Genomic DNA, 12129 nt, shown 5'->3' with positions numbered 1-12129 from the left:
AGATCAACCCTGGTGTCCATCCCACCGGCCGGGGGCCGTCCCGTCCCCGGGGGAGGGGGAGGCACCGGGTAGCCCTGCCCCGGCCTCGGGCTCTGCCCCGGACCCCGGTGCCGGCCCGGTTCCTGTCCCTGGCCGCGGCTCGGACCCCGGCCCGGCGGCGGGCCCTGCCCAGGCCTCGGTCCCTGTCCCGGCGGTGGGCCCTGTCCCGGCGGTCCCTGCCTCGGAGGAGGCGGACCCTGCGCCGGCGGTCGGCCCTGCCCCGGAGGCGGGCCCTGGCCCGGCCTCGGACCCTGACCATGGCCCGGCGGCCGGCCCTGCCCCGGGGGACCCGGGTGCTGAGCCTGTGCCGGGCCCGGTGTGTAGCCCGGTCCCGCCGGGGAATTCGGGCCCGCTGGGGAACGCGGACTCGGCGGGGAGCCCGGACCCGTCTCCGGGGAACCCTGTCCCCGGGGATCCGGTCGTCCCTGCTGGTCCCATTCCGGGTGACCCGTCACCGGCTGCCTCCGCTTTCCGGCGGCGCCTTGCTCGCATGGCCCGCACTCCGACGCCCACGAAGAGTACGGCAAGTCCGCCGCCGGTGATGAGCAGCGCCCACCGTCCGTACAGCGTGCTCCGCACCGTCAGGTCCTCACCGGTGCCGTAGGCCCGCCCCCGTTCACCGGTCGGCGTGTACAGCTGGATGCGCACCTTGAAGTTGCCGTTGCCCGATGCCTGGACGGGGATGCGAGCGGTGTGCTTCTTGCCCGGGTCGAGCTCGATCACCTGCTCGTCCCTGGGCTCGAGCCGGCCGATCTGGAGCCCGGGGCTCTGCGACACGACCTCGAACCGGAACCGCACGCGCCGGCCGCGCAGGTCGTTGGCGATCGTGATGGGGATGCGCCCCGAACTGCCCGCGACGCTCACCCGGTCGTTGGTCGGGACGACGACGTGGACCTTCTCCATCTCGGCCTTGAGCTCGTTCGACACCATCGTCCGCGCCTGCACGGCCTGGGGGCCGCGCCCGCGCCAGTGCGACGACTCCAGCCGCAGGATGGCCCGCTGGTAGGGGTTGACCTCCGGGTTGAGGATCGCGCGGAAGGTCGCGGCGCGGCGGGCGATGGCCTGGACGTCGCGCAGGTAGAGCTCGCCGAGCTCGTAGCGCTCGTAGGCGCTGGAGTAGCCCTGGAAGGCCGCGTCGCCGGGCGCTGCCGCCGCGGTGTCGCTCACGCTGGTGCGCTCGTCGAGCCAGTCGGCCTTGGCGCTGTAGACCAGGAGACGCTTGGCCAGCTCGGGGTCGGGGTTCCAGCGCCGGCTGGGCGCCACGACGAGCGTGCGCCGCGTCGGCGACTCGGCGGTGATCATGGCGGTCTCGGCCAGGAACCGCTGCTCGACCAGCAGGGCCGACCCGGGCGAACGGGTGTCACCGCTGATGATGTCGCTGAGCCCCTCGTCGTAGATGACCGCGCGCATCTGCCCGCCGTCGGTGGGCACGCGCGCCGCCGCCGTCGGCGTGAGCGTCTGTGCCTGCGACTGGTATTCGCGGCTGCTCATCAGGAACGCGCCGGTCTTGGGGTCGAGGCCGGCCGACTTGGCCAGCTGGGTGAGCGTCTGCTTGCCCGCGGCGCCGGACGGCGGCCAGGCCACCGGGACCGTCGGCTGCCGGCCCAGCACCTGCGTGTTGACCGCCCTGGAGTCGTTGTAGGCGGTGGTGAGGTGGGCACCGAGCTTGTGGCGGACGAGCGCCACGGCGTCGGGATCGGAGTACGGCAGGTTGAAGAACGGTTCGTTCTTGGACGTCTCGCGCAGCGCCGACAGCCAGTTGACGGCGTCCTTGTTCTGCGGGCGGCGGGTCGCCTTGGCGTTGCGCGACGGCGCCCTGACCGTGTAGCCGTTCTTGGCGGTCATCGCCTGCGCGTCGTCGAGCAGCGCCGGGTCGATCGCCCACGTGACCGAGGACGTCCTGGCCTCTCTCTTGGCCGCCGACGCCGCGCCCACCAGGCCGGAGAGCCGCCCGCCGGCCGCCATGTCGCGCGCCAGCCGGTCGTTCATGAAGTTCTGGTCGTTGGCGCGGTGCACGCCGCCGATGATCGGCCACACCCAGGCCACCTGGAGCGGGGCGGCGAACCCCTTGCCCTTGGGCACGTAGGTGACGAACGTCGTCTGGCCGGCGACGGGCTGCCCGTTGCTGGTGACCTCGACCCCGATCGGGTACGCGCCGAACCCGCTCAACCCCATGCTCGCGGTGTTGCCCGTGATCGTGAACTTCTGGCTGCCGCCCGCCCCGGCCGCCTGCTGGAGGGGCTGCTCGTCGGCGACGCCGCCGAGCTGGCCCGGCGAGCCCGACGCCCACTGGGCGACCTGGCCGCGGCTGCCGGCGGGGCTGGCGGAGTAGCGGAGGTTGACCTGGAGCCCGGGCAGCGGCTGGCCGGACTTGTTGGTGACCGTGCCCGTCACCCTGATCGTCGCGGCGGACGACGGCGCCGGGCGCGCGATCTTGGGGCTGACCGACTCCAGGACGAGCGACACCTGGTCACGCTGCGACGTTTCGCGGTTGGACTGGCGGGAGGCGCGCTCCTGACCGCGTTCGCGCGGCTCGAGTGCCAGGGCCGGGGCCGCCGAGGCCAGGATGCAGGACAGCGTCGCGGCCAGCGCGGCCGCGCGGTTGACCGTTCTCACGCCATGTCCACCCGAAGGCGACGGGCGTCGCATTCCCGCATCACGGCCTCGATGTTAGCCGTGACACCGCTCCGCTCAGACCTTCCTGGCCACCTCTGTTGATCGAATCTGGTCAGCACCGGTCGCAAGATCCACCGGCTTGGCGCCGCTGAGGGCGAAAAGATCGAGCGCACGGATGCCGAGCGCGGTCGAGGCCTCGCCGGTCGCGGTGTAGACGACGTCGTCGACCGGCAGGCCGCCGACGGTCTCCTCGTCGATCAGCAGCGGCATCGACTCGGGCAGCAGCAGCGGGCACACCAGGCCCGCCGCGTACGCGGTGACGGTGTTGACCAGATCGGGCCGGGCGGGACGGATCAGCCGCGCCCCCACCGCCAGCCGGATCCGCTCGGTCGGCGGCCGCACCCCCGCCGGGACGATCACCCCCACCAGGAACCGGTGGCCGCGGTGGACGTCGTTGCAGGCGTAGACGCGGGTCACCAGGCACCGGCTCGCAGGGAGGCCCAGTGCCTTGGGCAGCTGGTCGGCGTTCGCGATCGCGATGGGAAGACGCACGATCTCGTGGACGGTCTCCCGTTCGAGAAGCGCGCGGTGAATGGTGAGAGCGTCCTTCATCTCAACAGCTCCGTCCTGCGGGGCGGACCCCGCACAACCCCCGATCGAGACCTTCTGCCCCCGTCACCCCTCAGAGTCAGGGGGATCTCCCCACCTACCCAGGGTCCGGGGCTTAATCCTCGCCGTACGTTCTGTGAACCGGTGCGTCCCATGAACCCTGTAGGTCTCAAGAACCCTGTACGTCTCATCGACCCTGCGCGTCCCGTGCGCCCAGGGCGTTCGGCCCGGTGCCGGGCGTGACCGCCGCCCTACGGACACCGCTACCGTTGGTCGTACGGGAGGATCCGGCCCGCGGTCGCGTCCGCGTCTTCGTAGGGGTGTCCAGAACGTAACTCGGGGATCGCGCCGTGTGAAGAGGCCTCTTACCTTTCTTCCGCACCGGGTCGTCCACGCCCGGATCGTCCAAAGTCTTTTGTCAGCCGCTCACCAAGGAAATACGCTCGATGGCCGTGCCTGAAGAGAACGTCAACCCGTCGGAGCCGCAGCGGGTCGCGATCGCCGAGTTGCTGCGCCAGGTCGCGCCCGTGGCCGACGAGCTCGGCGCACGTTTCGCGGCCGCGGGGCACGAGCTGGCCCTGGTCGGCGGCCCGGTGCGGGACGCGCTGCTGCGCCGTCCGGGCAAGGACGTCGACCTGACCACGGACGCGCCGCCGGACCGCATCCTGGAGGTCATCGGCGGCTGGGCCGACGCGGTCTGGACGATCGGCATCGAGTTCGGCACGGTCGGCCTGCGCAAGGACGGCCACGAGCTGGAGATCACGACCTACCGCAGCGAGTCGTACGACCCCAAGTCGCGCAAGCCCGAGGTCTCCTACGGCACGTCCCTGGTCGAAGACCTGCGGCGCCGCGACTTCGCGGTGAACGCCATGGCGGCGCGGCTGCCCGGGTACGAGTTCGTCGACCCGTTCGGCGGGCTCACCGACCTCGGGCGCAAGGTGATGCGCACGCCGGGCAAGCCGGAGGACTCGTTCAGCGACGACCCGCTGCGCATGATGCGGGCCGCCCGGTTCACCTCCCAGCTCGGCTTCACCGTGGCGCCCGACGTCGTCCAGGCGATGACCGACATGGCCGGCCGCATCGAGATCGTGTCCGCCGAGCGGGTGCGCGACGAGTTGTCGAAGCTGATCTGCGGCACCTACCCGCGCGAGGGACTGGCGCTCCTGGTCGACACCGGCCTGGCCGCCCAGGTGCTGCCCGAGCTGCCCAAACTGCGGCTGGAGATCGACGAGCACCACCGGCACAAGGACGTCTACGAGCACTCGCTGATCGTCCTGGAGCAGGCGATCGCGCAGGAGGAGGACGGCCCGGACCTGGTGTTGCGGCTGGCCGCGCTGCTGCACGACATCGGCAAGCCGCGGACGCGCCGCTTCGAGGCCGGCGGGCGGGTCTCGTTCCACCACCACGAGGTCGTGGGCGCCAAGATGACCCGCAAGCGCCTCACCGAGCTGCGCTACCCCAAGGACGTCGTGTCCGACGTGTCCCGCCTGGTCGAGCTGCACCTGCGCTTCCACGGGTACGGCACCGGCGAGTGGACCGACTCCGCGGTGCGCCGGTACGTGCGCGACGCCGGGCCGCTGCTGTCACGGCTGCACAAGCTGACCCGGGCCGACTGCACGACGCGCAACAAGCGCAAGGCCGACCGCCTGCGCCGCACCTACGACGACCTCGAGGCCCGGATCGCCCGGCTCTCCGAGGAGGAGGAGCTCGCCTCGATCCGCCCGGAGGTCGACGGCAACGAGATCCAGGAGATTCTGGGGATCACGCCGGGCCCGCTGGTCGGCAAGGCCTACCGTTACATGCTGGAGTTGCGGCTCGACCGCGGCCCGATCGGCAAGGACGCGGCCGTCGCCGAGCTCCGCCGCTGGGCCGTCGAGCACGGCCACATGGACGGTGCCGCGCGGAACGGGGAGTGATGATCGATCTCAGGCTCGGCCGCATGAGCCCGCACGAGGCCGAGCGGCTGCTGGCCTACGACCGCGAGCACGTGTGGCACCCGTACGCGCCGATGCCCGCCGCCTACCCGGCCGAGCTGGTGGTCTCGGCGGCGGGCGTCCGGCTGACCCTGGCCGACGGCTCCGAGCTGATCGACGGCATGTCGTCGTGGTGGGCGGCGATCCACGGTCACAACCACCCGGAGATGAACGCCGCGGTCACCCGGCAGCTGGGCAAGATGGCGCACGTCATGTTCGGCGGGCTGACGCATCCGGCGGCGATCCGGCTGGCCGAGCGGCTCGTGGACCTCTCGCCGGAGCCCCTGACCAAGGTGTTCTTCGCCGACTCCGGCTCGGTCGCGGTCGAGGTCGCGATCAAGATGGCGTTGCAGTACTGGCGGTCGCAGGGCAGGCCCGAACGCCACCGCCTGCTCACGGTGCGCGGCGGCTACCACGGCGACACGTTCGGCGACATGGCCGTCTGCGACCCGGTCAACGGCATGCACCATCTGTTCTCCGACGTGCTGCCCCAGCATGTGTTCGCGCCGGCGCCGCCGCTCGGCTACCTGGCCGAGCCGGACGAGGACTACCTGGCCGGCCTGGCCGACCTGGTCGGCGCGCACGCGGGCGAGCTCGCCGCGATCATCGCCGAGCCGATCGCGCAGGGCGCCGGCGGCATGCGCTTCTACGCGCCCGAATACCTGGGGGCGCTGCGCGACCTGGCCGACGAGCACGGGCTGCTGCTCATCCTCGACGAGATCGCCACCGGGTTCGGCCGGACCGGCGAGTTGTGGGGATGCGACCACGCCGAGGTCGCGCCCGACATCATGTGCGTCGGCAAGGCGCTGACCGGCGGCTACCTGACGATGGCCGCGACCCTTTGCAGCGACCGGGTCGCCGAGGGCATCACGTCCGGCGAGGCGGGCGTCCTGATGCACGGGCCGACCTACATGGCCAACCCGCTCGCCGCCGCGGCGGCGAGCGCCTCGATCGACCTGCTGCTCTCCCGCGACTGGCGTACGGAGGTCGACACGATCGAGGCGCTGCTGACCGCCGGCCTCGAGGACGCCCGCGATCTTCCCGGCGTCGCCGACGTGCGGGTGCTGGGCGCGATCGGCGTCATCGAGGCCCGCGAGCCCGTCGACGTTCCCGCCGTCCAGAAGGTCGTCATGGAGCACGGCGTCTGGCTGCGGCCGTTCGGCAGGCTGATCTACGCGATGCCGCCGTACGTCTGCACCGAGGACGAGATCGGTCACATCACCGAGGCCATGTACGCCGCGGCCGAGTCGCTCTGAGCGGCGTCCCCGCCTGATCAGGCGTCCACGCGGGGCGGGAGCCCGAACAGCGGGAACAGCCGGTCGGTGTCGCGGAACGAGTGGATGGCGGCGACGCGGCCGGCCACGATCTCGACCACCTGCAAGGCGAACGGGGCGAAGCCGTCGCCGCCGGTGCTCGGCCGGTACTGCCCGAACGCGGGGCAGCCGTTGGCCACCGTCCGGATCAGCCTGGAGCCGCGGCAGCCGACGCCGGGCCCGAGCAGCCAGGCCTGGATGGCGTCCGGCCCCTTCATCCACACCGGGTGCGGCGGGAGGCAGAGCGTCGCGTCCACGTGCAGGATCAGGCTGAGCGCTTCCATGTCGAAGCGTTCGAACGCGTCGACGTACCGTTCCACCAGCGCGTTCTCGAGGTCGTCCGAGACGGGGGCGGCGGGCGGGCCGGCCTCGCCCCGACGGGCGGCGAGCGTGGCGCGCGCCCGCTGGAGGGCGCTGTTGACCGACGGGACGCTGCTGTACTGCAACTCGGCGATCTCGCGGGCGGACAGCCCGAGCACCTCGCGCAGGAGGAGGACGGAGCGCTGCGTCGACGGCAGGTGCTGCAACGCGGCGACGAAGGCCAGCTGCACCGACTCGCGTCCCACCGCCACGTCCGCCGGGTCGGTGCCGCGCGAGCCGTGCCCGGTGATCCGGTCGTCGGGGACCGGCTCGATCAGCCGGTCCGCGGCCCAGGGCTCGCCGGGACCGCTCGCCCCGGAGGACGGGCCGGACAGGTCCATCGGGCGGGCCCGGCGCCGCCCGCCGGCGAGCATGTCCAGGCACACGTTGGTGGCGATGCGGTACAGCCAGGTGCGCAGGGACGAGCGGCCCTCGAACCGGTCGAGGCTCTTCCACGCCCGGACCATCGTCTCCTGGACCGCGTCGTCGGCGTCGAACGCAGACCCCAGCATCCGGTAGCAGTAGCCGGTCAGCTCGGTCTGGTGACGCTTGATCAGGAGGTCCAGCTCGGTGCCGTCCGCGACCGCCTCCAGGAGCGGCTCCCCGCCGCCCGCCGATCGATCGTCCATGTCGTCCCGTTCGCCGGTACGTGCGCCCTCGGGCCCGTTATGGGCGCTGTGCCATCACGGTACACCGGGTGCCTGACCTGCCCGGACGCCGTTGTAGCGTGGAGATCATGGACGCCGGAGGCGGAGCGGACGACCCGTACGTCCGGGTGCGCGGGGCCCGCGTGCACAACCTGCGGAGCGTGGACGTGGCCGTGCCGCGCGACGCGCTCGTCGCGTTCACCGGGGTGTCCGGCTCGGGCAAGTCGTCGCTGGCGTTCGGCACGCTCTACGCCGAGGCCCAGCGCCGGTTCCTGGAGTCCGTGGCGCCGTACGCCCGCCGCCTCGTCCACCAGGTCGGCGCCCCCGACGTGGACGAGATCACCGGCCTCCCGCCCGCGGTGGCGCTGGAGCAGCGCCGGTCCGTGCCGTCCTCGCGGTCGTCGGTCGGCACCGTCACCACGGTGTCCAACTCGCTGCGGATGTTGTTGTCGCGGGCGGGCGACTACCCGCCCGGCGCCGAACGGCTCGACTCCGACTCGTTCTCGCCCAACACCCCCGTGGGCGCCTGCCCGCACTGCCACGGCCTCGGCCTGGTGCACGAGGTCACCGAGGAGTCGCTCGTCCCGGACCCGTCACTGTCGATCAGGGACGGCGCCGTCGCCTCCTGGCCCGGTGCCTGGCAGGGCAAGAACCTCCGCGACATCCTGGACACGCTGGGGTACGACATCGACCGGCCGTGGCGCGAGCTGCCCCAGGACCAGCGCGACTGGATCCTCTTCACCGACGAGCAGCCGGTCGTCACCGTGCACCCCGTCCGCGAGGCGCACCGCATCCACCGTCCCTACCAGGGCACCTACTCCAGCGCCAAGCGCCTGGTCCTGCGCGCGTACGCCGAGTCCAAGAGCGAGAGCCGCCGCAGGAAGGCGGCGGAGTTCCTGGTGAGCACCGTCTGCCCGGTGTGCGGCGGGCGGCGGCTCAAGCCCGAGGCGCTCGCCGTCACGTTCGCCGGGCGCACCATCTCCGAGCTCGCCGCCCTCCCGCTGGCGACGCTCGCCGCGGTCCTGCGCCCGTACGCGGACGCCGCGGACACCGGCCCCGCGGCCGTCCTGTCGCGCGACCTCACGGCCCGCATCGAGGTGCTCGTCGAGCTCGGCCTCGGCTACCTGTCCGCCGACCGGCCCAGCCCCACCCTGTCGGCCGGGGAACTGCAACGCCTCCGCCTGGCGACCCAGCTGCGGTCCGGGCTGTTCGGCGTGGTCTACGTCCTGGACGAGCCGTCGGCGGGCCTGCACCCGGCCGACGCCGAGGCGCTGATGTCGGTGTTGCGGCGGCTGAAGGACACCGGCAACAGCGTCTTCATGGTGGAGCACGACCTCGACGTCGTGCGCCGCGCCGACTGGGTGGTGGACGTCGGGAAGGGCGCCGGCGTCAACGGCGGCCGGATCCTCTTCAGCGGGCCGATCGACGGGCTGCGTGAGGCCGCCGGCTCCGTCACCCGCCGCCACCTCTTCGGCGAGGTGGTCCGCCCGGCGCGTCCGGCCCGTTCCCCCGCGGGGCTGATCCGGCTGCGCGGGATCACCCGCCACAACCTGCACGGCCTGGACGTGGACGTGCCGATGGGCCTCTTCACCGCCGTCACGGGGGTGTCCGGCTCGGGCAAGTCGACCCTGATCGACGTCCTGTCCGAGACCGACGAGGCCGGACGGGTCGTCCGGGTCGACCAGAAGCCCATCGGCCGGACGCCGCGTTCCAACCTCGCCACCTACACCGGGCTCTTCGACGCGGTGCGCAAGCTCTTCGCCGCCACCGGAGAGGCCAGGGCGCGCGGCTACGACGCCGGCCGTTTCTCGTTCAACGTGACCGGCGGGCGGTGCGAGACCTGCCAGGGCGAGGGCTACGTCTCGGTGGAGCTGCTGTTCCTGCCCACCACGTACGCGCCCTGCCCCGACTGCCACGGCGCCCGCTACAACCCGGAGACGCTGGAGATCACCTACCGTGGCGTGACCATCGCCGGGGTGCTCGGCATGACCGTCGACGAGGCCGCGGAGTTCCTGGCCGACGTCCCGGCCGCCGCGCGTTCGCTGCGGACCCTGCGCGAGGTGGGGCTCGGCTACCTGCGCCTCGGCCAGCCCGCCACCGAGCTGTCCGGCGGCGAGGCGCAACGGATCAAGCTCGCCACCGAGCTCCAGCGCACGCGGCGCACCGGCGCGCTCTACCTGCTGGACGAGCCGACCACGGGCCTGCACCCGGCCGACACCGAGGTGCTGATGCGCCAGCTGCACGCCCTGGTCGACGGCGGGAGCACGGTCGTGGTGGTGGAGCACGACATGGACGTGGTGGCCGGCGCCGACCACGTCATCGACCTCGGCCCCGGCGGCGGCGCCGAGGGCGGCCGGGTCGTCGCGCGGGGCACCCCCGCCGAGATCGCCGCTTCCCCCGACAGCCGCACCGCCCCCTACCTGAAAACCCGCGTCACCACCTGACGTCAGACGGTGCGGACCAGGCGGCGGGGTGAGGCGTGGGCCCGCGCGTCATGGGGCACGGAGTCCGTCCGAGCCGAGGAGCGACGTCCGTCCGCGCTGGGGGGCTTGGAGTCTGTCGGCGCTGGGTTTGGAGTTCGTCCGCGCTGAGGTCCGGTGCTGGTCCGCGCTGGGCTTGGAGTCTGCCGCGCTTCTGCCGCGCTGAGGCCCGGTGTGGTCGGCCCTGAGGCCCGGTGCCGGTCCGCGCTGAGGCCTGGTGCTGGTCCGGGGTCAGCTGGGGATCGGTGACCGGGGGCGGGTGACGCGGGCAGAGGCGGCGCGGTAGGCGGCGGCGCCGAGGGCGTAGGCGACGACGATCAGCGCCAGGGTCGGGTACGAGACGCCGTCGGCGGGGAGCCAGGTGGCGGCAGCGGCGGCAGCGGCGGCGAACGTGGCGTTGAAGAGCATGTCGTAGACGGCGAACACGCGGCCGCGGTAGGCGTCGTCGATCGACTCCTGGAGGATCGTGTCGACGCACAACTTCACGCCCTGGGAGACGACGCCCAGGGCGAAGGCGCCCGCCGCCCAGAAGGGCTCGGTGAACGGCATGCCGAGGAGGAGCAGCGACACCGCGCCGCCGGCCAGCAACCCCGCGATCCACGCCTGCTTGCTGATCCGGCGGACCACCAGCGGCGTGATCAGCGCGGCGGCGAAGTAGCCGGCGCCGGAGACCCCGAGCATGATCGCGAACTTCGTGAGGCCCTCGTCCGCGTCGGTGGTGAAGTGGTTGCGGCACAGCAGCAGCGTCATGATCAGGATGACGCCGTAGACGAACCGGTGGAACGAGATCGCCCCCAGCGCGAGCGCGGCGGACGGCCGGTCGCGGATGTGCCGGGCGCCGTCGGCCAGGCCGTGCAGCACGTTCCCGAGCGCCTCGCGGGTCTGCTCGGCGGCCTGTTCCAGGTGCGGGCCGAGCAGCAGGCGCGGCAGCGTGGTGGCGATGAGCCCGGCGAGCAGGAACAGCCCGGCGGCGCAGACCAGGATCAGCGCGGTGCCGTCGTGGCCCGCGCCGAACACCTGGCGCAGCAGGTAGCCGGCCCCGGCGCCGATGAACGCGATGATCGTTCCGGACGTGACGGCGAACGCGTTGGCCGTGACCAGGTGTTCGCGCCGGACGACGTGGGGCAGCGCGGCCGACAGCGCGGCCAGGAAGAACCGGTTGACCCCGAGGACGAGCAGCACGCCGAGGAAGAACACGGCGCCGTCGCCGCCCGACGCCACCAGCGCCGCGACGCCGAGCACCATCAGGGCGCGCAGGATCGGGGCCCAGACCAGGATCTGCCGCCGCTGCCACCGGTCGATGAAGACCCCGGCGAACGGGCCGAGCGCCGAATAGGGGAGCAGCGTGATCGCGAACGCGGCGGCCGCCTTGCCCGCCGACGCCTGCCGTTCGGGGGAGAAGAAGACCCAGCCGGCCAGGGCGACCTGGAACACGCCGTCGGTGAGCTGGGAGGTGAGGCGCGTCGCGTACAGCCGCCGGAAATCCCGGCCGCGCAGGATCACCCGTAGCTCGCTCGCCCTCACCCGATCACCCTACGCGCAACCCGCCGATGCTCCCGGCGCATCCGTGCCGGTGGTCCACGTCACCGGGGCGTCCCTTGCGCTTCCTATTCTGGATATTTATTATCCAGGATAGGAAGGCGATCGCAGGGAAGAGGAAACGAACGATGGCGCACACGATCATCAACCCGAGCGGACTGCACGACCCGGTGCGCTTCGGGTACGGCCACGTCGCCGACACGCCGGGCGGGCTGGTGTTCGTCGCCGGCCAGTACGCCTCCGACGGCACGGGCGAGGTGGCGACCGACGACTTCGACGAGCAGGTGGGGCTGGCGCTGGCCAACCTGCGCACCGCGCTCGGCGCCGCCGGCCTGGACTTCGAGCACGTCGTCCAGCTCCGCACGTACATCGTCGATCACGACCTGGCGAAGCTGGAGATCCTCGGCCGGCGGATCGGCGAGATCTGGGGCGACCGGCCACCGCCGCAGACGCTCACCGGCGTCGCCGCGCTGGCCCTGCCCGCGATGAGGTTCGAGGTCGACGCCGTCGCCCTGCGCCCCTGACCCTCCGGGCGGACGTTCGGCTCCGCGCG

General features: G+C 72.6%; 8 protein-coding genes. 4 read left to right on the top strand and 4 right to left on the bottom strand.

Going from position 1 to position 12129, the window contains the following annotated elements:
- Positions 1 to 3: 3 nt before the first annotated feature.
- Positions 4 to 2655 (bottom strand): DUF6049 family protein, encoded by a 2652-nt coding sequence (locus ABZ810_RS25965; RefSeq protein ID WP_358407404.1) that lies wholly within the window; start codon positions 2653 to 2655, stop codon positions 4 to 6.
- A gap of 75 nt (positions 2656 to 2730) precedes the next feature.
- Entirely contained in the window at positions 2731 to 3267 is a 537-nt protein-coding gene (locus ABZ810_RS25960) for a YbaK/EbsC family protein (RefSeq protein ID WP_358407403.1), read from the bottom strand.
- A 443-nt stretch (positions 3268 to 3710) separates the two neighbouring features.
- Here ABZ810_RS25960 and ABZ810_RS25955 point away from each other — a divergent pair, with 443 nt between their 5' ends.
- Together ABZ810_RS25955 and ABZ810_RS25950 are read left to right on the top strand one after the other, a co-directional pair.
- The gene (locus ABZ810_RS25955; RefSeq protein WP_358407402.1) at positions 3711 to 5180 is read left to right on the top strand and encodes a CCA tRNA nucleotidyltransferase; all 1470 of its coding nucleotides are present in this window, start codon (positions 3711 to 3713) and stop codon (positions 5178 to 5180) included.
- The gene (locus ABZ810_RS25950) at positions 5180 to 6493 is read left to right on the top strand and encodes an adenosylmethionine--8-amino-7-oxononanoate transaminase (protein WP_358407399.1); all 1314 of its coding nucleotides are present in this window, start codon (positions 5180 to 5182) and stop codon (positions 6491 to 6493) included. The genes ABZ810_RS25955 and ABZ810_RS25950 overlap by 1 nt, the downstream gene beginning before the upstream one ends.
- 17 nt (positions 6494 to 6510) lie before the next feature.
- On the opposite strand, the gene ABZ810_RS25945 is transcribed toward ABZ810_RS25950, so the two are convergent.
- Positions 6511 to 7539, bottom strand: a complete 1029-nt coding sequence (locus tag ABZ810_RS25945) for a sigma-70 family RNA polymerase sigma factor (protein ID WP_358407397.1) — start codon at positions 7537 to 7539, stop codon at positions 6511 to 6513.
- A 107-nt stretch (positions 7540 to 7646) separates the two neighbouring features.
- On the opposite strand from ABZ810_RS25945, the gene ABZ810_RS25940 reads away from it, so the two are divergent.
- On the top strand, positions 7647 to 10001 hold the full coding sequence (locus ABZ810_RS25940) for an excinuclease ABC subunit UvrA (RefSeq protein WP_358407394.1): 2355 nt from the start codon (positions 7647 to 7649) through the stop codon (positions 9999 to 10001).
- Between the two features lie 267 nt (positions 10002 to 10268).
- On the opposite strand, the gene ABZ810_RS25935 is transcribed toward ABZ810_RS25940, so the two are convergent.
- Positions 10269 to 11561, bottom strand: coding sequence for an MFS transporter (locus ABZ810_RS25935; protein WP_358407392.1), 1293 nt, complete (start codon positions 11559 to 11561; stop codon positions 10269 to 10271).
- Between the two features lie 143 nt (positions 11562 to 11704).
- On the opposite strand from ABZ810_RS25935, the gene ABZ810_RS25930 reads away from it, so the two are divergent.
- Entirely contained in the window at positions 11705 to 12100 is a 396-nt protein-coding gene (locus tag ABZ810_RS25930; protein WP_358407390.1) for a RidA family protein, read from the top strand.
- Positions 12101 to 12129: the final 29 nt, after the last annotated feature.

This window comes from Spirillospora sp. NPDC047279, assembly GCF_040643285.1.
GTDB lineage: Bacteria > Actinomycetota > Actinomycetes > Streptosporangiales > Streptosporangiaceae > Spirillospora.
The sequence above is the reverse complement of the archived record's forward strand: the minus strand, read 5'-3'. Positions and strand labels throughout refer to the sequence as shown.

Bases quoted from the DNA above. Each gene is read 5' to 3' on its own strand.
- ABZ810_RS25930 (WP_358407390.1), top strand. From the start codon at position 11,705: ATGGCGCACACGATCATCAACCCGAGCGGACTGCACGACCCGGTGCGC.
- ABZ810_RS25955 (WP_358407402.1), top strand. From the start codon at position 3,711: ATGGCCGTGCCTGAAGAGAACGTCAACCCGTCGGAGCCGCAGCGGGTC.
- ABZ810_RS25940 (WP_358407394.1), top strand. From the start codon at position 7,647: ATGGACGCCGGAGGCGGAGCGGACGACCCGTACGTCCGGGTGCGCGGG.
- ABZ810_RS25960 (WP_358407403.1), bottom strand. From the start codon at position 3,267: ATGAAGGACGCTCTCACCATTCACCGCGCGCTTCTCGAACGGGAGACC.
- ABZ810_RS25950 (WP_358407399.1), top strand. From the start codon at position 5,180: ATGATCGATCTCAGGCTCGGCCGCATGAGCCCGCACGAGGCCGAGCGG.
- ABZ810_RS25945 (WP_358407397.1), bottom strand. From the start codon at position 7,539: ATGGACGATCGATCGGCGGGCGGCGGGGAGCCGCTCCTGGAGGCGGTC.